This is a genomic window from Aurantiacibacter rhizosphaerae, from assembly GCF_009807005.1.
Taxonomy (GTDB): Bacteria; Pseudomonadota; Alphaproteobacteria; order Sphingomonadales; family Sphingomonadaceae; genus Alteraurantiacibacter; species Alteraurantiacibacter rhizosphaerae.
The window spans coordinates 170423-191869 of the sequence record NZ_WUBR01000001.1 but is presented as its reverse complement, the minus strand read 5'-3'; the positions used below and the strand labels follow the sequence as shown (position 1 = coordinate 191869).

Here is a 21447-nt window from a genome sequence, read left to right as displayed (position 1 = left end):
CGGTTCATCGATGAAATTGCACGGCTTGGCGCAGGTCGTACCGGTGTCATCCGGCGCAATCGCTGCACAGGCCGCGCAGTTCCACCACCGGGCTGACATTTGCATAGCCATGCGCCCTGCCGGCCTCCCGCAAGGCATTGGTCAGCTTGTCGTCATCAAAATGATCGGCCTGCCCGCAATCGTCGCAGATCATGAATACGCAATCATGGCGACAGCCGGGGTGGGTATTGGCGAGATAGGCGTTGGCGCTCTCGATCCGGTTGGCAAGATTGGTGCGCACGAACAGGTCCAGAATACGATAAACGCTGTTCGCGGCCACGCGTTTGCCGCGGCGGTTGCCCACCTCTTCTGCAATGTCATAGGCGGATGCCGGGCGCTGCTGATCGGCCAGCGCGCGGAACACGTCCTCCCTCATGGCGGTCCATTGCTCGCCAGCATCGGAAAGGACTTTGCCAGCCTCATCAACAAGCTGGTCGCCGGAATGTTCGGAATGATTATGCCGTGTTGCCATGGGCATTACATAGGCGCGCAAGTGCCCAACGGCAATCTAGCCGTTGGGCTGCATCCGCGCGGCAATCAGCCGGTGCGAAAACGTGCGCGGTAAAGCTGCGGGAAATGCTCCTGCAACGCCTCCACCTTGGGCGCATCCCAGCGGCGGATATAGCCGCTGTTGGGATTGTTGAGCATGTAGTCCTGATGGTTGGCCTCCGCCTCGTAAAAACGACGGTGCTTCTCAACTTTTACGGCCATCGGCTTGTCCCACACGCCGGAGCGTTCCATCTGCGCCACATAGGCCTGCGCGACGGCGCGCTGCTCTGCTGTTACCGGCACGATGGCGGCGCGATATTGCGGGCCGCGGTCCGGGCCTTGGCGGTTGTGCAGCGTGGGGTCCGCACCAACGGAGAACAGGATCTGCAACAGCTGGTCATAGCGCACGACCGACGGATCGTAGGTTACACGCACGGCCTCGGCATGCTCCGTCATCCCGGAAGACACCTGCCTGTACGTGGCCGTGCCGGAATTGCCGCCGTGATAGCCTGCTACGGCACTGGTCACGCCGCGCGTGTGACTGAAGATACCTTCGATACCCCAGAAACAACCGCCAGCGAAAATGGCCGTCTGCAAGCCCGTTTCCTTCGCCTGGCGTGCGGCCACGGGTGCATCAAATACCTCTTCGGCAGATGCAGTGGCGGGCAGCGCGCAAACCGAAAGGCTCAGCATGGTTGCAGCGAAAAGCGATTTAATATTCATCAAATTCCTCCGAGGTTCGGAAGGATATTCGCTGCGAGCACTGCAGCGGTTACTGCAAATCCTGCAAGGAAGGAGCGATAGAGTTCGGCGTTGAAAAGTTCCATGTGGGGCTGTCCCGAAATTCTGTGTTTATTGCTTATTTCCTCACGAACCTACCACCAGGTTACTTTCAAGCCGCTGAATTCGGGCGGCATTTGCGCTGGCTCCATCGCAGCTAAGGCACGATTCAACGTGCCGCAGCCAGCCAACGGCGGCACGGGCTGAGCTTTAAGCTTGCCAGCTGCGAGGGGCGGCCGGTCGCGGCCCGCCCCGTCACAAGCAATTAATGGCGGAAATGGCGCATCCCGGTGAAGACCATGGCGATGCCAGCTTCGTCGGCAGCTGCAATCACCTCGTCATCGCGCATGGAGCCGCCGGGCTGGATCACCATGGTGGCGCCCGCCTCCACCGCGCTCAGCAAGCCGTCGGCAAAGGGGAAGAAGGCGTCTGATGCGACTGCGCTGCCTTTCGTGCGCGGCGCGTCCCACCCTGCCGCCTCAGCAGCCTCGGCAGCGCGCACGGCGGCGATGCGGGACGAATCGCGACGGTTCATCTGGCCTGCACCGATGCCCGCCGTTACCCCGTCCTTGGCATAGACGATGGCGTTGGATTTCACGTGCTTTGCCACCTTCCACGCGAACAGAGCATCGGCCACTTCCTGCTCGCTGGGCTGGCGCTTCGTCACGACTTTCAGATCGTCTGCCCCGATCACGCCATTGTCGCGCGATTGCATCAGCATGCCGCCCGCAATGGTCTTGATCTGGAAGCCCTCGCGATCCGCCTGCGGAAAATCCTCGATCAGCAGCAGCCGCAGGTTCTTCTTGGCGGCGAAAGCTTCCCGCGCGGCATCATCGGCGCCGGGCGCAATCACCACTTCTGTAAAGATTTCGCAGATCGCCTGCGCCGTTGGCCCATCCAGCGGGCGATTCACCGCCACGATGCCGCCAAAGGCCGAAACGCTGTCGCACGCCAGTGCCTGCTGCCACGCCTCAAGCAAGGTTGAGGCTTGCGCAACGCCGCAAGGATTGGCGTGCTTCACGATCACCACCGCCGGATCGCCACCGGCAAATTCCGCCACCAGTTCCAGCGCGGCATCGGCATCGTTGTAATTGTTGTAGGACAATTCCTTGCCCTGCACCTGCACCGCCTGCGGAACGCCCTGCACACCGGCATTCTGCGGCAGATAGACAGCAGCGGTCTGATGCGGATTTTCGCCGTAGCGCAATTCATCCTTCTTGGAGAACGCCAGCGGCATCTTCTCTACGAACGGCGTCGCCTTCAGCGCCTCTGCCCCCAGCGGGTTGGTGTAGGCATCGCCAAAGGCAAACCAGTTGGCAATTGCCGCATCATAGCTGGCCGTCTTGGCGAATGCCTTCGCCGCCATGCGCGTGCGGAAGGCCTGCGTGGTGGCGCCATCGTGCTCTGCCAGCTCCGTAGTCAGCTCGTCATAATCCGAAGGATCGGTGACGATGGTCACGAACTGGTGGTTCTTGCTCGCAGAGCGCACCATGGCCGGGCCGCCGATGTCGATATTCTCGACGATCTCGTCACGGCTGGCACCGCGCGCCACGGTTTCCTCGAACGGGTAGAGGTTCACCACCAGCAGATCGATTGCGCCGATATCATGCGCGTCCATCGCAGCGGTATGATCCTCATTATCGCGCACGGCCAGCAGCCCGCCGTGGACCATGGGGTGCAGCGTCTTCACGCGGCCATCCATCATCTCGGGGAAATCGGTGATGTCGGATACGTCCAGCACATCCAGCCCCGCATCGCGCAGGGTGCGCGCCGTGCCGCCGGTGGAAACCAGCTGGACCCCGGCCTTCGCCAGCTTGCCGCCCAATTCCACAATACCTGCCTTGTCGGACACCGAAAGCAGTGCCCGTTTGATCGCAACGTCCGTCATGCTGTGTAATCTATCCCATTCGTTTGAGCAGCCAGGCAAAATTGCCGCCGCCGCGCGAGGCCAAACCCTCTATCACCAACTGCTGTACCGGATGCGGCCTGCCATTGCCATCGACCCACATGCTTTCGTCGATCGACAGGCTGTCTGCCCCGGTGACGAATTGCCACAGGCTGCCGTCGGGCAGGGAAAGGCTAGCACCCTTGCCACTTTCGGCCAGTGTCGCCTCGACATTGCGGCCAAGGTGGAAACGGATAGCGAAGGGCACCTTGCCGCGCTTGCCCTTGCGGCCCGATGGCACCAGCACATCTTCCCCGCGCAATTCCTGCCCATCCTCGCGCAGCATCACGATGCGGCGATGGATCAGGCCAAAGCGGCCGGCATAGCCATCATGGCTGGCCTCGATCCGCGTGGCAGAGCCGTTTTCCAGCTTCACCTGCCGCGTGTCGATCTGCACTTCGCCAACGCCGGAGCCCAGCTTCCCATCGATCAGCACGGATGTGGAGTTGGCATCGCCCAGAACCATGGTGGAATGGGCCGCCGTGGCGCGCAGGCCCTGCTCGATCCGCACCGGCACCTGTCCGCCCGCCAGCGCCGCACCGCCGCAGTTCACGATCAGGCGATGTTCCGCATGGCTGAATTCCAGCGCCAGCGTGGACGCACAGCCGTGGCGGGCATGCTGGCCCAGCGGCGGCGGAGATCCATCCATCAGCAAGGTGGCCTTGCGCGCGGTAACACGTTGATAGCCCCATCCGCTCGGCTCTTTGAGCGGACGTGTACGCACGCCGCTTGCGCCGATCAGTTGCGCAAGCCGCGATGCCTTTGTCGCGCCGCTGCCCTGCCAATTGCCCAAGCCGCCGTCGCTGTGGGTCAGCGCCAGCAGTGGCGGCACCAGCATGTGCAGCATGGTGGCCAGCAGTTTAGGCGGTTCATGCCCGGCAGCCGCGTAACAGGCGCGAAGGTCTATCAGATTGGCGATGGCCTGCATCTGCGCATCGGGACTGCGTGACAGCAATCCGCCATCCTCGCCAACGGCTTCACCCAATGCGCGCGCCAGGCCCGCCTCTCCGTAAAGGCGGCGCGGCTTGCCTTCGGGCAGCAGCAATCCCGCAGCCGTGATGGCGCACCACCCGGCCACTTCGCCCAGCCGATCATCCGCCTTGCCGACATGGCGATCCAGCCAGCGCGCGGTATCGGAAATGGCGTTCAGCGCGCGGTGGCGCAAAGCGCGGTCTTCGCCGGAAATCAGCAGCGGTGCATGCACCAGCCACGCCAGCAGCCGCAGTCCGACATTCTCCACCTTCCACGCCGGCCCCTTGCCGATCACGGGATTGGCATCCAGCCAGGATACCAGCAGGCGTTCGCCAACCTGGCGGCATTGCGGCGGAGTGCCGGATGTGGCGAGATCACGCAGCCAGGTGAAGCCCTGCACCACGCGTTCGAACGGTGGGCTGAGATTGCCCAGTGGCCCCATGTCCACCTGGGCGAAGGATGCCTTCACCCCGTAGATGTAGAAATGCCCGGCACGCAGCGCCATTCCGGCAGCGCGATCACCCTCCAGCGGAGTGTTTACCGTGGCCAGCAGGCGCGGGCGCAGGGGCTTGCGAAACGGCGCAACGATGGTGCTGTGGGAAACGCCCATGCTGAAGGCCAGCCGCATCAGCCGTTCCGATGCGGTGGTGGATGGCGGGGCGAAATCGGTGATCACCAGCGCGCGATCGGTGGCCAGATCGGTATGAGACTGGTCGCCGGTGGGCTCGGGGTCAGGCTGTGTGTCAGGCTGAATTTCAGGCGATTGCGCGATCAGGTCCTCGCGCGATTCCCTGCCCAGGGGGATGGCCAACTGGCCGTTCTTTTCCAGGTCGCTGCGCCCGATCTTTGTGCCGCCTTGGCGACGGGCCTTGCCTGCAAGCTCGGCCGAGTGTGCGTTCAACTGGCGTCTCCCCGAAGTGCGGAAATGTTGGCAGCGTAACAATCCGGCCCACCCTTGAAGGTGGCAGAGCCCGCCACCAGTACATCGGCCCCTGCATCAACGCAAAGCCGGGCGGTCTCGACATTCACCCCGCCGTCCACCTCGATCAGGACGTCATGCCCGCCCTTGTCGATCATCTTTCGCACGGCCTCGATCTTGCGCAATTGCGAATGGATGAAGCTCTGCCCACCGAAACCGGGGTTCACGCTCATGATCAGCACAAGATCGATTTCTTCCAGCAGGTAATCCAGCATCTTGGCAGGCGTGGCAGGGTTCAGCGATATGCCCGCCTTGCAACCAGCGGCGCGGACCGCCTGAATGCTGCGATGCACATGGGCACCGGCCTCTGGGTGAACGGTGATAATATCGGCGCCCGCATCGGCGAATTGATCGATCCACAGATCCACAGGCGACACCATCAGGTGCACATCGAATGTCTTTGCGGAATGTGGCCGCAGGGCCTTTACCACTGCCGGACCGATGGTAAGGTTGGGCACATAGTGGCCATCCATCACGTCCACGTGCACCCAGTCGCAACCGGCTGCATCGATTGCGCGCACTTCCTCGCCCAACTTTGCAAAGTCGGCAGAAAGGATCGAGGGAGAGATAAGGGGCTGGGTCATAATCAACTTCCCGCGTTATAGGTGCGCGAATCGTGTAACAAGCTGCGTCAAGAGCGTTTTCCACCAGTGTTGCACTGCAACGTCCTTAGCGCGGGCTTGCAGGGCGCTTCAGCCCCGGTTCACTGCTCAAGTGGCAAGAGTCTGGCAAATAACAGCTATTGTCAGTGAATATCGCCGAATTGGCCGCCTTTTGTGGTGCTTGCGATATAATCTGGCCAAAGGAACTGAAGTTTAATGACCAGGCAATTTCTTCGTCTTTTCGCCATGGCGGCAATCGCCATCGGATTAAGCGCGCCTGCACACGCCCAGTACCGCAACGAAATCCGCCATTCGGTCACCCCCTGTCAGGGCAATGGGCCGGCCGTGTGGATCAATGTGACCAATATCGAGGGCGGCAGCGGCACCCTGCGGCTTCAGCTCTACCCCGGCACCAAGGCCGATTGGCTGGAAAACGGGCGCTGGCTGAACCGGATCGAGGTGCCTGCCCGCGGCAGCACCATGCAGGTGTGCATGCCCGTGCCGCGCCCCGGCAACTATGCGATCGCAATCCGGCACGACAAGAACAACAATGGCCGCACCGATATTACCAGTGACGGCGGCGGAATGTCGAACAATCCCAGCATCAACATCTTCAACCTGGGCAAGCCCGGCATCGACAAGACGCGCTTTTCCATCGGCCGCGAAGTGCTGCCGATGTCCATCCGCATGCGCTATATGTAGAGCCTAATCGCGGCCCTTGCGCCGTGCTCGCCACAGCTGGAACGCGACGGAAGGCGCGGACAGGATCGGGTGTTTTTCCCTGAACGGGGTCACCTCGATAGCCTGGCCCGTGTGCCGCTCCACCTTCCAGGCGGCATAGCGTGCTGCGCCATCGAAGGTGCGCGTGGCCCGCGCCAGTCGCGCGATGTTCAGCGGCTTGCCCATCCGGCGGCGCTTTTCCCACCATGACAGGATATCGGCGCGCTGGGCCACGGTGATGCGCGGGGTCAGGATTTCACCCTCGCGCCCGTATGGAATGCTGCCCGCCGCCAGCGCATCGGGCAGCAAGCCGGAAAAATGATCCGGGTTCAGGGACAGGATGGAATCTTCCCGCCCCGGTTTCTCCACGCGGAATTCGGCGCGATAGGTGTTGCGGAACAGCGCGCGCCAGTAATCCTCCTCCACCCCCGCTTCCGGGCCGACAGCCACGGCCAGCCGCGCGGCGGTGATGGCGGCGGCCTCTATCGCCGCGCTGATCTGCAGCTGCGCCGCATCGTTGCGGCACCACACCAGCGCGCTGGGCTGCACGAAGCGCGTCCAGATGGTGGTATCGATGGTTTCGCCCCGCGCGGCTTTCGAAAACTTGGCCAGCGTCATGGTGGCGATCTTGGCGCGCAGTACCTCTCCTTCATGATCCCACTCGCGATAGGATACGGTGGGCCACAACCCCTTCTCCGCCGCCCCATCTGCCAGGACGTAGAAATCCAGCACCCCTTCGCGAAGGCCGGTGCGCAGGTTCGATCCATAGAACAACACGCCAAGCGCGGCGCTTTCCTGCGCCAGTCGTTCCGCGAAGGACGATACCGCCGGGTCAACCTCGCGCGAAAGCACCCCGCCGATGCGCGACCGCAACATCATGGCACGACGAAGCGGAGTTTCGGCCCTGCGGAAACGCGGTATTGTCCGGCAGGAAATGCCTCTCCATCAAGGATGAAAGACTGGCTGAGATCCAGATCCACCGCGGTATCGCCAAAGGCGTGATAGCCGCGGCGACGGGTCTTGGCGCTGGCGCTGCCGCGCAGCATGGCCGGCAGGCCGAACAACAATCGGCGACGCGCATTGTCCAGCACCGCCACCTGCAGCGGTCCGTCAACATCGTGAAACGGATCCAGCCCGGCGGGATATTTCTGCAGGGTGGATGCAAACAGCATGTACCGCTCGCTAGCGGGCAGACCGCCGAGATGCGGCAATTCCGTGCCATCCGACTGCTGGATGCGCATGGGCGTGCCCTGCCGCCACTTGTTGCCGGAAAAGCCCAGAATCGCCTGACCCACGCTCCACAACCCAGTGATGGCCACAACCGCATGGTTGAAAGCGCCAAGATCGTGGCTGCGCTGCCCCAGTGCGATCACCTGGTTGAAGACGCCTGCCCCCATGGCAAAGCCGCGCACCTGCGCGCGTTCATTATCACGCTGGGCGATCACCAGCGGGTGCCTGTGCACCAGCCTGCCGTTTTCAATGGCAGTCAGCGCGTCGTCGAAAGACCAGTCGGTAGGAACGCCAAGATCCAGCGCCAGCGCATTGGTCTTGCCGCCCGGCAGAATAATCACCGTCGGCCAGCTTTCGCCAAACACGCCCGCACCGCAGGTCAACACATCGCGCACCGTGCCATCGCCGCCATCTATGGCAAGATAATCCACCTGCTGCGCCGCGAAATCGGCCAGCACGCCTGCCAGCTCGCTGCGGCGGTGCGGCGTTGCCAGCAGCACATTGTCGCCCAGCACCTCTGCCTGCTGACGCCCTTCGTTGCGATGGCTGCGCACATTTCGGATAAGCCCCACCAGCGGGCGCGCGCGGGCAGACGGCTGCGCGATCTGTTTTTCGGATTGCGGAACCGAATCGACTTGCGGCAAGCGCTCGAAAAGATGAATGCTACCGTCCATTACCTGATCGCCTTAAACATGAGGCTGCGCCAAATGCCACGGTTTTTGCAAAAGCCAGCCTGCCGTGGCCTTGCCGCAACCGCCCTGCCTTTCGGTGCCAATCGGCGATAACTTGCCTTGGCATTGATCGTATCGCGCCACGTTTCCATCGGTTTGTGTGGTGCAGAAATGCAAGATGGGTGGCATAGTTACGTTTTCAATCACCTGCGGGGGCTGCATCCTCCGCCCTAACCAATCCGGGGACTGTCATGCTGACCGAGGAATTATTGAGCGCCGCCCGTTCGCACGAAGGGGCCATCACCGCCCTGCGCCGCGCCATTCATGCCGAACCGGAACTGGGCCTGGATACGCCCAAGACGCTGGCCAAGGTGAAGGCGGCACTGGCCGATCTGCCACTGGAATGGCGCGAAGGCCCCTCCTGCACCGGCGCAGTGGCCGTGCTGAAAGGCGCAACGGCCGGGCGCAGCGTGCTGCTGCGCGGCGATATGGACGCGCTGCCGATGGATGAACATTCCGGCCTAGAATTTGCATCGCAGACGCCGGGCCGGATGCACGCCTGCGGCCATGACGCGCACACCGCCATGCTGGTGGGTGCGGCGCGCGTACTGGCCGCGCGACAGGAAAGCCTGACGGGCGAGGTGCAATTCATGTTCCAACCGGGAGAAGAAGGCTATCACGGCGCGCGCTTCATGCTGGAAGACGGATTGATCGATCCACTGCCCGATGCCGCCTTTGCCCTGCACGTGTGGCCCAACGCGCCGCATGGCCGATTGGAAGCGCGCGCCGGGGCCATGATGGCCTCCGCCGATCAGCTGGATATCACCGTGCGCGGCAGTGGCGGCCATGCCTCCATGCCGTATGACGCGGTCGATCCGATTCCCGTTGCCGCGGAAATCGTGCTGGCCCTGCAAACCATGATGACGCGCCGCTTCGATGCCTCCGAAGCTGCCGTCGTCTCCGTCACCCGGATCGATGCCGGATCGGCGCACAATATCATCCCGGACAGCGTGGAAATGAAGGGCACCATCCGCACATTGTCGCCCGAACGGCGCAAGGTCATTCGCGAGATGATAACCCGCGTGGTGGAGAACGTGGCCCGCGCGCATGGGTGCGAGGCGGAGGTACGCTTTACCGATGGCTTCCCCGCCACCATCAACGATCCGCGCGCCGTGGCGCTGGGCAAGGCGGTGGCAACGGGCCTTGGCGGAGAAAATCCGTGGGAGGACCGGCCCGCCCCCACGATGGGCGCGGAAGATTTCTCCTACGTGCTGGAAAAAGTGCCGGGCGCGATGTTCTTCCTGGGCGCCGCTGCCGAAGGGGTGGACTGGAAGGGCTGCTGCGGCCTGCATTCCAGCCGGATGGTGCTGGATGAAAGCGTGATGCCGCGCGGCAGCGCCTTCCTTGCAGGTTGCGCGCTGAACTTCCTGGAAAACGGCTGGGACTGACCTCCCGCCCTCAAAGCGCGGGAAAATTCGCCGCGCAGGCCTGCAGCATGCTGTCCACATTGTCACGGTCCGGCGCAGCCACGCCTGCGGGTAGTGGCTGCATCTTGGCCGTCGGCGGGAAAGTGCCATAGCCTGCAAAGAGGCAATGCCAGCTTGCAGCTGAATAGGCTGGCTGCGCGTAAGCCTGCCTGTTGGCCTCGGCAATATCCTTATGCGTGAACCAGGCTGTCATCAACGATTTCAACCCGTCTGAAAGCGCCTGATTGGATGCGTTCTGGCGCCAGTAGCCCTTGTCGTTGCGCTGGTTCATGCGATAATGCGCGACGATATAGTCGCGAATGGATTCGTAACGCGCGGCGATGCTGCGGTTGAAAGTGTCGCGCCCCTCTGCGGTAAAACCGGCGTTCTCATACGTCTCGGCAAATTCCAGCGCGGTGGCGATCACGATGTGGAGCGCGGTTGCCTCCAGCGGCTCGATAAAGCCTTGCGCCAGTCCTGCGGCAAGGCAGTTGCCGCGCCAGCTTTCAGCCATGCGGCCAACTTTCATCTGCAGGATGCGCGGTTCGGCATCGCCCCCTTTCAGGCCCACGGCCTCGATCAGTTCGGCTGCCGCATCATCATCCGAAATATGGCTGGAAGAATAGACGTAGCCATTGCCGGTGCGGGTGGTCAGCGGAATTTGCCAGCGCCAGCCCGCTTTCATCGCCACGCTCTCGGTCTGCGGGCGGTAGTTTGCGATCCGCTCTGTCGGCACCACCACGGCACGATCGTTGAAAAGATTGTCTGCAAAGGAGAGGAACTCTCCGCCCAAAGCGCCCTGCGCGATCATGGCGCGGAAGCCGGAGCAATCGACGAAGAAGTCCCCTTCGATCCGCTGCCCGTCCTCGCATTGCAGAGCGGCGACATCACCATCGTCGCCAAGCACGACCTCTTCCACCTTCAGCGGCAGGTGTCTGACCCCGCGCGCCACGGCCCATTCGCGCAGGAATGCCCCCAGCTTGAAGGCATCGAAGTGATAGCCGTAGCTTGGTGCGAAAGGAAAACTCGGGCTAGGCTGCGGCGCTTTGCCTTCGCTGGCCAGTTTGGTGGCCAGGAACCAGTCATCGGGATGGGCAGCAACGTCAAAGCCGCGCCGCGCGAGCATGCAGCTGTGGGTGAAGGCAGGTTCCGTATGAAGATCGACCGGGCCGGGGAAGGGGTGAAAATAGCTCTCGAAACCGGGCCGTTCACTCCAGCCGGTGAAGCGGATGCCCAGCTTGTATGTCGCATCGCAAGCGGCCATCCATTCCGCCTCGGCAATGCCAAGGTGATCGAACATGGCTTTGAGCTGCGGTGTCGATCCCTCGCCCACGCCGATGATGCCGATCTGCGGGCTTTCGATGACGGTAACCCGGCCACCCTTCGCGGCCCAGCGATGATGCAGCAGGCAGGCGGTGATCCAGCCTGCGCTGCCGCCGCCCAGCACGACGATACGCGGTGGGGTCTCCTCGCTCACTCGCCAGCCGGGGAAAGCTCTACGGCAAAGCCGCCCGCGCGGGCCATGTGCAAGGTCAGGCTGTCAGCGGCGGTTACGGTATAGCTGCGCACATCCATCGCGTGGCGATCCTCTCCCAAGCCATCGGCAGTCTTTCCATCTTCCCAGATGGTGGCGACATATTCGGTGCCGGGGTCGAGGAAGTCCAGAGCGATGGTGGCATCGCGCGCCTGATCATCCGTCACCCCGCCAATGTACCAAGCCTGCGAGTTGCGATCCTGGCGGGCGATCACGGCGAATTCGCCCACGGCGCCATCCAGCAGCAGGCTCTCGTTCCAATCCGCCGGAACGCGCTGCACCCAGTCCAGCGCCTGCGGATAGGCGGCGATGTTTTCCGGCAGGTCGGCCACCATCTGGATGGGTGAATAGATCGCCACGTAAAAGGCCAGTTGCCTTGCCAGTGTAGAGGGAATGTCCGGCGCTGTCGCCCCGCGCCCGCGCAGGGAAAACCCGCCGGGCGTATAATCCATCGGGCCAGACAGAAGGCGGGTGAAGATCAGTTCGGGTACATGGTCAGGGCCATTCTTTGGCACGGCCCATGCATCGTATTCGGCGCCGCGCGCGCCTTCACGGCTTACCCAGTTGGGATAGGTGCGGCGCAGGCCGGTGTCCTTGATCGGTTCATGCGGATTGACCGCGATGTGGTGATCGGCGGCGACCTTCACGGCGCGCAAGTGGTGGTTCACCATTTCCTGTCCGTCATGCCAGACAAACACTTCGCCACCCTCGCCATCGGGCGCGATCACGCCGCCCGCATCCGCGACATAGCCGGATTTCACAGCATCGATGCCAAGCCGTTCGTAAAACGCCATCGCGTCTTCCAGCTGTCGCTCGTAAACGTCGATATTCCCGCCTGTCTCATGGTGGCCGATGATCCGCACGCCGCGCTCGGCCGCATAGGCAGCCACTTCCTCGATATCGAAATCGGGATAGGCCTGCGTGAAATCGAAGTCGCGGCCATTGCCAAACCAGGTGCCGTCCCATCCGACATTCCAGCCTTCGATCAGCACGCCGCGAAAGCCGTTCTCGGCAGCGAAGTCGATATGACGCTTGGCATTCTCGGTGGTGGCACCGTGCCGCTCTCCGCTGTTCCAGGTGGTTTCGTCCAGATGCATTTCCCACCAGATGCCGATGTATTTATGCGGCTCGAACCAGCTGACATCGCCCAGCACATTGGGTTCGTTCAGGTTGAGGATCATCGCGCTTTCGAACAGGCCAGCGGGTCCATCGGCAATCTGGATCGTGCGCCACGGCGTGTGGAACGCGCCTTCGCGAATGACTTTCGGCCCGCGCGGACTGGGCGCAAGCTGCGCGCGCAGGCGCGTGCCTTCCATCCGGCGCAGCCACATGCCTGCGTAATCCACCAGCGCAGCCTCGTGGAAGGAAAGGTGCGTGCCGTTCTCCAGCACCATCGTCACCGGCGTGTGGACGGTGGAAAGCGCGCTGATGGGCGCGCGTTCGTAGAGATATTCGTAGCGGTTCCAGTCGCCCGCGGGGATAGACCATGCCTCGCCATCGCTGGCGATGCGGAATTCGGTCAGTTCCTCTGCGATATTGGCAACGGGCAGGCCGTCCTGCTGCGGGAATTCCATGCGGAAGCCCACGCCATCGTCGAACACGCGCATGCGCACGGTCATGACGCGCGCGGCGTCGTCCTGCTGGCGGAAGGTGACGGCCAGTTCGTTGTGCCGGTCTGTCACCATCCTTCGCTCGCCCCAGGTCTGTTCCCAAGTGGTATCGACGCTGTCGGTGCTTTCCTCAATCACGGCGAAACCGCGCCGCATCGGGTCTGCATCGGTGAAGGTGAAACCGATGGTGGAGCTGGTGATCACCGGCTCCCCATCGAAGCTGACGGCATAGACCGGGATGCCTTCTCCATCCGCCTCGACAGTAGCCTGAATGCGCCCGTCGGGAGAGCTGACCGTGCCTGCCAGTGCAGATGCGGGCAGCGCGAAAATGGCGGCGATTGCTAGGGCAAGGCGGATTGGGATCATAGCTGCACCACGATGGCTGCGAAGGGTGGAAGGCTGGCGGGAGAAGCGCCGTTTATCGTGGCAAGCACAGTGCCCTGCGCGTCGGTGGCACCAAGCTGCGTCTCCGTGTCGCCCAGGTTGAGCACGGCGCGGATCGTCTGTTTGTCAGATCGCCGTTCCAGCAGCAGCAAATTGTCGCGCACCTCACATTTGGAAACGTCCCCTTGGCGCAGCGCCGGATGGGCATTGCGCAAGGCAATCATTGCGCGCGTGTGGTTCAACAGCGACTCTGGATCCGCGTTCTGCGTGGCGACGGCGCGGGCGCGATTCTCCTCGCCCACCGGCAGCCATGGCTCGGTACTGCCGAACCCGCCACATTCCTTGTCATCCCACGGCATCGGCGTGCGTGCGCCATCGCGGCTGAGGGTAAGCGGCCAGTTTGCGATCGCTTCGGGATCGTGCAGCTGTTCGAAGGGAATATCGACCTGCGTGAGCCCCAGTTCTTCGCCTTGGTAGAGAATGATATTACCGCGCAGCACCGCCAGCAGCAGCGCCTTCATCCGGGCAAACGCGTCGCGCTGGCCATTGTCGATCCAGCGGGAAAGCGCGCGTGGCGCGTCGTGGTTTTCAAAGGCCCAGCTCGGCCAGCCAACCCCGTCCTTCTCCGGCCACAGGGCCAGCGCCTTGCAAACGAGGTCAGGCGTCAGCCGGTCGGCGTAAAGGAATTCGAACCCGTAGGCGGAATTCAGATGCCGGTTATCGGCGGTGAACGCCTTCATTTCCGCGTCGGCATCGTCTCCGCCAACTTCGGCGACCGTGAAGGTTCCGCCATATTCATCGGTCAGCGCCCTGATGCGGGCAACGAATTGCGGAATATCGGGGTGCGACTGGTTATGGATGCGCAGCTGGAAATCGAAAGGCCGCGTGCGCGGCTTGCCATTGTCCGGCGCGGGAGGATTGTCGCGGAAATCGAGGTCATGCATGGCGAAATTGAGCGCATCGATGCGAAAGCCATCGACGCCCCGATCAAGCCAGAAGCGCATCACATCCAGCACCGCATCCTGAACCGCCCGGTTGTGCAGGTTCAACTGCGGCTGCGATGACAGGAAATTGTGCAGGTAATATTGCCGTCTCCGGGCGTCCCACGTCCATGCGGGGCCCCCGAAGACGGACTGCCAGTTTGACGGTGGCGACCCGTCGGGCTTGGCATCTGCCCACACGTACCAGTCCGCTTTGTCATTATCCTTGCTGGACCGGCTTTGCGTGAACCATTCATGTTCGTCGGAAGTGTGTGAATAGACCTGATCGATCAGGATTTTGAGGCCCAATTCGTGCGCACGCGCGACCAGCGCGTCGAAATCCGCCAGTTCTCCGAAAATCGGGTCGACATCGCGGTAATCCGCAACGTCATAGCCGAAGTCCTTCATCGGGGAGGTGAAGAAGGGGCTGACCCAGATCGCGTCCACGCCCAGCGAAGCGACATGATCCAGCCGCGAGGTGATGCCCGGCAGATCGCCAATACCGTCGCCATTGGAATCCATGAAGCTGCGCGGATAGATCTGGTAGATCGCCGCGCCTTTCCACCATGGCATTGCGTTGGCCTGTTCGCTCATTCCGCCACCTCGCTGACCCGGCACAGCGCCCAGCCGAAAGCCGGCAGGGTAAAGGCCGCGCTGCCCGGCGCGCTGACGGCGGCGGGGCAGGAACCGGCAAGGGTTTCCAGACCTCTCGCCTCGTAATTCAGCCAGATATTGGCAGACCGTTCCTCAGCCGTGGTGTTGAACACGGCGAGATATTCGGTCCCGTCGTCAGGATCGAAGCGCGCGGCGGCAAAGATGCCGGGCTCCTGCTCGTAATGCCGCACCTGCTGAAGGCCGCGCGTCAGGGCGGGGTGGGCGCGGCGGATGGCGGAAAACTCTGCAATCAGGCGATAGAGCGGGTGATCTGTATCGAAATTGCTGTCTGCCGTGGTGGCATCGGTGCCGATCAGCACATTGTCGTTATATTCGCCCGTCTGGCTGGGGAACATGTCCTCTCGCGCGCGCTGATCATTGCCGTCACCCACGAAACCCTGCTCGTCACCGTAATACACCACCGGAGAGCCGCGCGTGCTGAGCATCATGGCGTGACCCAGCATCACCCTCGCTAGCAATTCCTCCTGCGAAATATCGGGCATGTCCTCGCGGATCAGGGTGGAGAAGCGGCCCATGTCGTGATTGCCAAGGAAAGTAGGCAGTGTCAGCGCGGTGTCTTCGCCGCCTTCATACAGCACATCGCCATCGAACATGTGCGCCAGCACCACCGTGCCCTGCTCCCGCCCGATAATCTCGCGCATGGCGGCCTGGAACGCGAAGTCGAGGACCGCGGGCAAACCGTCGCGCCGCGTGTATTCCGCGATGTAGCCATTATCGGGCACATCCTTGTAGACTTCGCCGAACATGTGGAAATTGGGAATGCCTGCCTCACCAGCACAGCTTTCCATGGCCGGAACGAACTCCCGCCAGAAGCCGGGATCGACATGGCGCGCGGTATCGATGCGGAAGCCGTCCACGCGGGTTTCGGTGATCCAGTCGCAGAAGATTTCGATCATCCCGGCCCGCACGCGCGGATGCTCTGTGAACAGGTCGTCCAGCCCGGCGAAATCGCCAAAGCGGCTGTCTTCACCGGTGAAGCTGCTGTTGCCGCGATTGTGGTAATAGATCGGATCGTTGAGCCAAGCGGGTACTTTCACATCGCGCTCGGCCTCCGGCACTTCGGGGATATAGGCGTAATTCGGATCGGTAAGCTTGGCGAAGTTCTCCTCGCTTGAATCCTCGTGCCCCATGAAACCTGTATTGATCGCTTCGCCGTCCGGTCCGCCGCGGGTGGAATATGGATAGTCGCCCAGGCTGCGGTATTCGAAATTGGTTTCCGCACCGTCGGCATAGGTGATGACATCGGCGGTGTGATTGGTGATGATGTCCATATAGACCTTCATCCCGCGCGCATGGGCGGCATCCACGAAGGCGGCGAACTCCTCGCGCGTGCCGAAATGGCCATCGGGACGGGTGAAATCGGTGACCCAGTAGCCGTGGTATCCGGCGCTTTCATCCCCTGCGGGGCCTTGCACGGGCTTGTTCTGGAAGATCGGCGCGAACCAGATCGCAGTGACGCCCAGCCCCTCAAGGTAATCGAGCCTGCCGGTTAGCCCGGCAAGATCGCCGCCATGAAAGAAGCCGCGCGCCGTGGGATCATATCCGGTGGCGAGGCGGTCGCCCGTAAAATCGCCGGTGTCATTGGACGGATCACCGTTTTCAAAGCGATCGGGCAGCACGAAATAGACGATCTCTTCGCTTGGCTTCCGGTCAAGATAGCTGGCATCGACAGCGGGCGCAGTGTGCGCGGCGGGCGGCGTGGCCTGCTGCGCGGTGGCGCATCCGGGCAGTGCCGTGGTCGCCAAGGCGATGGCTATGGCGGTACGAATTGTCATGCAGATATCTCCGTGCGGGCTGCACCGTTGACGTAGGATTGCAGGAAATCGAGATGGCGCGGCATTGGCTGCACCTGTTCGACCAGCGCCACTTCGGTATCGTTCAGCAGCGCGCGCAGGTCCGCTTCGGGCAGGGCATTGGCGATGGGGTTATAGCTGTCCGCCTCCACGCCCTGTCCCGCAAACACCTGGAACCAGGCGACCTCTGTGAAGAGTTCCTCGTGTTCGCGATGGATGAAGCCTGATGCGCGCCATTGCTCGATCTTGGCGGTCAGCGTTGCGGGCAGTTCCATGCTGCGAACGAGGTCCCAGAAGGGTTCGCCGTGGCGCTGGTTGGCGGTGTAATGCAGCACCAGGAAATCGCGGATACGCTCCCATTCGAAGGTGCTTTGCGCGTTGAACCAGTCGATGGTCGCCGGTTCGGCCCGCCCTTGTGGCAGCAAGGCCATGAAGCGGCTGATCGCGCTCTGGATCATGTGGATGGATGTCGATTCCATCGGCTCCATGAAACCGGCAGAAAGCCCGATGGCGAGGCAGTTGTTCTTCCAGTGGACGCGGCGCTTGCCCGTCGTGAAGCGGATCGGCCTTGGCTCTGCCTGCGGCGCACCGTCCAGATTGGCGAGCAGCGTTTCGCGCGCTTCGTCGTCCGAACAGTAATCGCTGCAATATACCAGGCCATTGCCGATGCGGTGCTGCAGGGGGATGCGCCATTGCCACCCGGCCTTGCTCGCTATGGCGCGTGTGTAAGGCGTGAAATCGCCCCCGCCTTCGCAGGGCACGGCCATCGCCCGGTTGCAGGGCAGAAAGTTCGACCAGTCTTCGAAACCCGCACCCAGCGCGCCGTCAATCAACAGAGCGCGAAAGCCCGTGCAGTCGATGAAGAAATCGCCCTCGATCTTCTCCCCGCCTTCGAGTTCGAGCGCGCTGATATCGCCGCTCTCGCCATTCTGCTTAACATTGGCGATCTTGCCCTCGATGCGGTTAACACCGTTCGCCTCGGCATAGCGGCGCAGATATGCAGCGTAGAGGCCCGCATCGAAGTGATAGGCATAAGGCATCTCCCGCCCGGCGGCGGTCTTGCCGCGCTGCATGCGCATGGTGCGCGCCGCCAATTCGTTCAGCGAATAGCGTTGCAGCGGCTTGGCAAAGCCCAGCTGTTTCGCGCGCAGCCAGTAATGCTGGAAAGGCAACAGGCCCAGGGGGCGGCCGATATCGCCAAAGGCGTGCATGTAGCTTTCGCCTTCGCGCTGCCAGCCGTCGAACTCGATGCCCAGCTTGAAACTGCCGCGCGTTTCTTTGAGGAATTCCGCCTCATCGAGACCCAGCGCGCTGTTGAACAGGTGGATCTGCGGGATCGTGGCTTCACCCACGCCGACGGTGCCGATGGCTTCGCTTTCAACAAGGGTGATCTGCGTGCCCGGCGGTGCGAAGCGGGATAGCGCCGCGGCAGACATCCAGCCAGCAGTTCCGCCACCGGCGATCACATATCGTGCTGTTACTGAGTCTTGCATAATTCCGCCCCTTTCGCCTCGGCAGGGAGGACCATCGCATCACGGGGCATGTTCGCAACAGTGAACCGGCGGGAAATCAAAGAGGAGGAGCAATTCCCCGCCGGCCAAGGTCCGATCAGAAGCGGTAAGATGCTCCGATCAGGTATGTGCGACCGTACTCTTCGTAATCGATGATCTGCACTTTATCGCCGTTCTGGAACGAGATGAAAGGCTCGTTGGTCAGGTTGAGTGCCTGCAGCGAGAACGAGAGGCCATCGAGCGAACCACCTTCGAAACGGTAGCCGATCTGGGCATCGAAGATCGATTCCGGATAGGTTTCGCGGAAGGAACGGCTGGCCGAGATACCGATGAATTCCGCGAGGAACTCAGTCCGGTAACGATGGCTGATGCGCGCCTCGAACCCACCGTTCTCATAGAAGGCGGTGGAGTTGACGACGAATTCCGACAGACCTGGAACATCGGTTTCGAAGGACGGGCCCTGCGTCGGGTTAATCGTCAGCTTGCTATCGGTGTAGGACACGCTGGTCTGCACGCCGAAGCCTTCCAGAGCGTCGGAGAAGATGCCGAACGGCAGGGCCGCGCTGGCTTCGATGCCGAAGATATGACCATCGGCACCGTTATCCGGCCCCGAAACAATGCCCAGCGTCTGTCGGCCGCTGGCCTCGAAAGCATCGAGTTGCGCACCGGAAAGCGAGGGCACGAGGTAGCCGAAGTCACGAATGACGGAGGCACCGGGGTTCACGAAATCGTCCAGCCACTTGTAATAGCTCGCCACGCTGACGTAGCCTTGGCCACCGGCGAAATAGTGCTCCACCGAAAGGTCCACACTGTCCGCGACATAGGGGCGCAGGAGCGGGTTGCCACCGCTGCCGCTGAAGATCGAGCCCAGGGGCTGCTGCGGCTGGTTGGCGATAGAGGCATTGGAGGAAGCGTTCAGCTGGTCCATGCGCGGACGGGCCAGTGTACGCGCCGCGCCAAGGCGCACCATCGTGCCAGGGGCAACTTCGAAGTTCAGCGTGGCACTGGGCAGCACGTCCAGATATTCATCGCCATCGGTAACCGGGATCAGCGTTGCGCCGATGCCGCCGGGCGAGTTGAACCCGCTGGAGCTCTGGTCCGTCTGCACGAACTGGACGCCGATATTGCCGGTGAACGGAACGGAACCCATCATGCCATCCAGGTCTGCCCGGACATAGCCTGTCCAGACCTTTTCATTCACCGTCCAGTCGCCGGGGAACGGCAGGCTGGAGCTTTGCACGTCGGTGAGGACGTAGGTGCCATCTTCCAGCAGCACGAAGGGATCGTAGGCGACCTGCGGACCGAAGCCGAGGAAGGACAGCGAAGCCGTTGGCTCCAGCAAGGCAGAGCTGGGGATCGGTGCGCGGGTTACCGCGCCCTGCCCGGCATAAACCGAGGGGCCGCCAGCAAGGCTGATGAAGTTCTGCGTGATATCGCGTGACTTGCTGCGATCGTCATATGCAAGGCCGAACACCACCTGATCGAGGAAGGAAATACGATCGGAGGGGAAGGCCGCTTCGGCGCGGACGGTCCACAGATCGTCCTCGGTTTCGGTGTCGTTGATGAAGCCTGCCTGCACGATGCCGCCGGCACCCCAGCCGCGCGGATCGGTCAGCTGGATAAGGTTGGTGTCGGAATAATCGATCTGATTGCTGAACTGGTAGGGGAAACCATCGGCATTGCGATTATACGTCACCGTGTCGGAAGGTGCCGTGGGATCGGCAGCATAGCTCAGGCCGGAATAGCTTTCGATCTGCTGCAGGCGGCGGTCGGAGCGTGAATAGGCCACGTCCACCATGAGGATGACATCGTCAGTTTCGTAAGAGTTGTTCCAGCCGATGGCGAAGGTTTCTGTATCCTTGCGATCGTAATCGTTGCGGACAACCGGCTGCACCCCTGCAAAGGTCACGCTGTCAGGGAAATCGCCACCGCTGTTATCGATGATGGTGGTGCCGGCACCCCAACCCGGATTGAGCGGGAATTCGATGCCGCGCTGTGGAATACGCTCACGGTAATCGGCATAGAACACGTCCAGCGTGCTGTTCCATTGATCGGAGGGTTCATATTCCAGCGTGCCGAACAGGCCAAGGCGGTCGAGATCCACCGAGCGGGCGAAAGGCTTCATGCCGCCAAGCACGGTGAAACCGGCGTCATTGGGGTAACCCCAGGCGTTGAAACGCTCAACCTGGCTGGGGCTGGACTGGTAAGCCGCGCCCAGCGCAATGCCCAAAGTATCGTCGGCAAACTGGTCCACGTAAGTGGCTGTGGCGCGATAGCCCCAGCCCTCGATATCAGGATTGAGCGAACCGCCCTCGTTGAATTCCAGGCGACCGCTGACGGACAGCACGGTTTCGTTCTGATCGAGCGGACGAATGGTGCGCAGATCGACCGTACCGGCAAGACCCTGGCCGATCAGGCCCGCATAAGGCGTCTTGTAGACAACGCCGCTGTTGATGAGTTCGGAAGGATACTGATCATACTCCACCGCGCGGTTGTCACCTGAAGACACCAGCTGGCGGCCGTTCAGCAGCGAGGTGGAATAGTCGGGGCCAAGGCCGCGGATCGAGAGGCTCTGCGCACGGCCATCCACACGCTGCACGGCAAGGCCGGGGAGGCGGCCCAGCGTTTCGGCGATCGAGACGTCGGGCAGCTTGCCGATGTCTTCAGCCGAGAAGGCTTCCACGATAGCGGTGTTGTTGCGCTTTTCGCCGATGGCGGATTCGAGCGCCTGGCGATAGCCGCTTACGATGATGGTGTTTTCCATCGCGTCCGCCTCTTCGGCGTCGGCTGGCGTCTGGGTCTGCTCTTCCTGCGCAAGAGCAGCGCCCGGAAGCGTCAATGCGGCAATGGCAAATGCGGTGCTGCTGGCACCAACGCGAAGGGTGTTACGAATTTTCATTTTAGTCCCTCGGATCTTTAGCCAAGAGACTCGCTGGTCCCTTTCGGCTGTCCTGCTCCAAACACTCGCGGTCTATGGACCTTTGGCCCTGCTCGCTTGCCCTTCACTTACGGGGACGATCGCCAGATGGGGAAGACAGCATACGTATACGCAAGCCGCGCCCAGCGC

Annotated in this window: 15 protein-coding genes; 2 read left to right on the top strand and 13 right to left on the bottom strand. The window is 62.2% G+C overall.

The window, feature by feature from the left end:
- Positions 1–46: 46 nt before the first annotated feature.
- The 5 genes from GRF63_RS00980 to rpe form a co-directional block, all read right to left on the bottom strand.
- Positions 47–511 carry a Fur family transcriptional regulator gene (locus GRF63_RS00980; protein ID WP_160484156.1) on the bottom strand — a complete coding sequence of 155 codons (465 nt, stop codon included), beginning with the start codon at positions 509–511 and terminating at the stop codon, positions 47–49.
- A 65-nt stretch (positions 512–576) separates the two neighbouring features.
- On the bottom strand, positions 577–1251 hold the full coding sequence (gene msrA / locus GRF63_RS00975) for a peptide-methionine (S)-S-oxide reductase MsrA (protein WP_160484155.1): 675 nt from the start codon (positions 1249–1251) through the stop codon (positions 577–579).
- 322 nt (positions 1252–1573) lie between these two features.
- On the bottom strand, positions 1574–3196 hold the full coding sequence (gene purH / locus GRF63_RS00970) for a bifunctional phosphoribosylaminoimidazolecarboxamide formyltransferase/IMP cyclohydrolase (RefSeq protein ID WP_160484154.1): 1623 nt from the start codon (positions 3194–3196) through the stop codon (positions 1574–1576).
- Positions 3197–3206: 10 nt separating this feature from the next.
- On the bottom strand, positions 3207–5126 hold the full coding sequence (locus GRF63_RS00965) for a heparinase II/III family protein (protein ID WP_237392244.1): 1920 nt from the start codon (positions 5124–5126) through the stop codon (positions 3207–3209).
- Positions 5123–5788, bottom strand: coding sequence for a ribulose-phosphate 3-epimerase (gene rpe, locus GRF63_RS00960; protein WP_160484153.1), 666 nt, complete (start codon positions 5786–5788; stop codon positions 5123–5125). Before rpe ends, GRF63_RS00965 begins: the two co-directional genes overlap by 4 nt.
- A 234-nt stretch (positions 5789–6022) precedes the next feature.
- On the opposite strand from rpe, the gene GRF63_RS00955 reads away from it, so the two are divergent.
- Entirely contained in the window at positions 6023–6508 is a 486-nt protein-coding gene (locus GRF63_RS00955; protein ID WP_160484152.1) for a DUF2141 domain-containing protein, read from the top strand.
- Between the two features lie 3 nt (positions 6509–6511).
- Here GRF63_RS00955 and GRF63_RS00950 read toward each other — a convergent pair whose 3' ends face one another.
- Together GRF63_RS00950 and GRF63_RS00945 are read right to left on the bottom strand one after the other, a co-directional pair.
- Positions 6512–7405, bottom strand: coding sequence for a hypothetical protein (locus GRF63_RS00950; RefSeq protein WP_160484151.1), 894 nt, complete (start codon positions 7403–7405; stop codon positions 6512–6514).
- Entirely contained in the window at positions 7402–8430 is a 1029-nt protein-coding gene (locus GRF63_RS00945) for a diacylglycerol/lipid kinase family protein (RefSeq protein ID WP_160484150.1), read from the bottom strand. The genes GRF63_RS00950 and GRF63_RS00945 overlap by 4 nt, the downstream gene beginning before the upstream one ends.
- A gap of 248 nt (positions 8431–8678) precedes the next feature.
- Here GRF63_RS00945 and GRF63_RS00940 point away from each other — a divergent pair, with 248 nt between their 5' ends.
- Positions 8679–9875: a M20 metallopeptidase family protein gene (locus tag GRF63_RS00940; RefSeq protein WP_160484149.1), complete on the top strand. Its 1197-nt coding sequence runs from the start codon at positions 8679–8681 to the stop codon at positions 9873–9875.
- 10 nt (positions 9876–9885) lie between these two features.
- Here GRF63_RS00940 and GRF63_RS00935 read toward each other — a convergent pair whose 3' ends face one another.
- The 6 genes from GRF63_RS00935 to GRF63_RS00910 form a co-directional block, all read right to left on the bottom strand.
- Positions 9886–11370, bottom strand: a complete 1485-nt coding sequence (locus GRF63_RS00935; RefSeq protein ID WP_160484148.1) for a tryptophan 7-halogenase — start codon at positions 11368–11370, stop codon at positions 9886–9888.
- The gene (locus GRF63_RS00930) at positions 11367–13403 is read right to left on the bottom strand and encodes a glycoside hydrolase family 97 protein (protein ID WP_160484147.1); all 2037 of its coding nucleotides are present in this window, start codon (positions 13401–13403) and stop codon (positions 11367–11369) included. Before GRF63_RS00930 ends, GRF63_RS00935 begins: the two co-directional genes overlap by 4 nt.
- Positions 13400–14995 (bottom strand): alpha-glucosidase, encoded by a 1596-nt coding sequence (locus GRF63_RS00925; RefSeq protein WP_160484146.1) that lies wholly within the window; start codon positions 14993–14995, stop codon positions 13400–13402. The genes GRF63_RS00930 and GRF63_RS00925 overlap by 4 nt, the downstream gene beginning before the upstream one ends.
- Positions 14992–16851, bottom strand: coding sequence for an alpha-amylase family glycosyl hydrolase (locus GRF63_RS00920; RefSeq protein ID WP_160484145.1), 1860 nt, complete (start codon positions 16849–16851; stop codon positions 14992–14994). The genes GRF63_RS00925 and GRF63_RS00920 overlap by 4 nt, the downstream gene beginning before the upstream one ends.
- On the bottom strand, positions 16848–18362 hold the full coding sequence (locus GRF63_RS00915) for a tryptophan halogenase family protein (protein WP_160484144.1): 1515 nt from the start codon (positions 18360–18362) through the stop codon (positions 16848–16850). Before GRF63_RS00915 ends, GRF63_RS00920 begins: the two co-directional genes overlap by 4 nt.
- Before the next feature lie 115 nt (positions 18363–18477).
- Complete coding sequence (locus GRF63_RS00910) at positions 18478–21279, bottom strand: TonB-dependent receptor (RefSeq protein WP_160484143.1); 2802 nt, start codon at positions 21277–21279, stop codon at positions 18478–18480.
- Between the last annotated feature and the right edge of the window lie 168 nt (positions 21280–21447).

Excerpts from the sequence above, each read along its gene's own strand:
- GRF63_RS00945 (WP_160484150.1), bottom strand. The coding sequence starts at position 8,430 with ATGGACGGTAGCATTCATCTTTTCGAGCGCTTGCCGCAAGTCGATTCG.
- rpe (WP_160484153.1), bottom strand. The coding sequence starts at position 5,788 with ATGACCCAGCCCCTTATCTCTCCCTCGATCCTTTCTGCCGACTTTGCA.
- GRF63_RS00915 (WP_160484144.1), bottom strand. The coding sequence starts at position 18,362 with ATGCAAGACTCAGTAACAGCACGATATGTGATCGCCGGTGGCGGAACT.
- GRF63_RS00910 (WP_160484143.1), bottom strand. The coding sequence starts at position 21,279 with ATGAAAATTCGTAACACCCTTCGCGTTGGTGCCAGCAGCACCGCATTT.
- GRF63_RS00950 (WP_160484151.1), bottom strand. The coding sequence starts at position 7,405 with ATGATGTTGCGGTCGCGCATCGGCGGGGTGCTTTCGCGCGAGGTTGAC.
- GRF63_RS00955 (WP_160484152.1), top strand. The coding sequence starts at position 6,023 with ATGACCAGGCAATTTCTTCGTCTTTTCGCCATGGCGGCAATCGCCATC.
- msrA (WP_160484155.1), bottom strand. The coding sequence starts at position 1,251 with ATGAATATTAAATCGCTTTTCGCTGCAACCATGCTGAGCCTTTCGGTT.
- GRF63_RS00980 (WP_160484156.1), bottom strand. The coding sequence starts at position 511 with ATGGCAACACGGCATAATCATTCCGAACATTCCGGCGACCAGCTTGTT.
- GRF63_RS00925 (WP_160484146.1), bottom strand. The coding sequence starts at position 14,995 with ATGAGCGAACAGGCCAACGCAATGCCATGGTGGAAAGGCGCGGCGATC.
- GRF63_RS00930 (WP_160484147.1), bottom strand. The coding sequence starts at position 13,403 with ATGATCCCAATCCGCCTTGCCCTAGCAATCGCCGCCATTTTCGCGCTG.
- GRF63_RS00920 (WP_160484145.1), bottom strand. The coding sequence starts at position 16,851 with ATGACAATTCGTACCGCCATAGCCATCGCCTTGGCGACCACGGCACTG.
- GRF63_RS00940 (WP_160484149.1), top strand. The coding sequence starts at position 8,679 with ATGCTGACCGAGGAATTATTGAGCGCCGCCCGTTCGCACGAAGGGGCC.
- purH (WP_160484154.1), bottom strand. The coding sequence starts at position 3,196 with ATGACGGACGTTGCGATCAAACGGGCACTGCTTTCGGTGTCCGACAAG.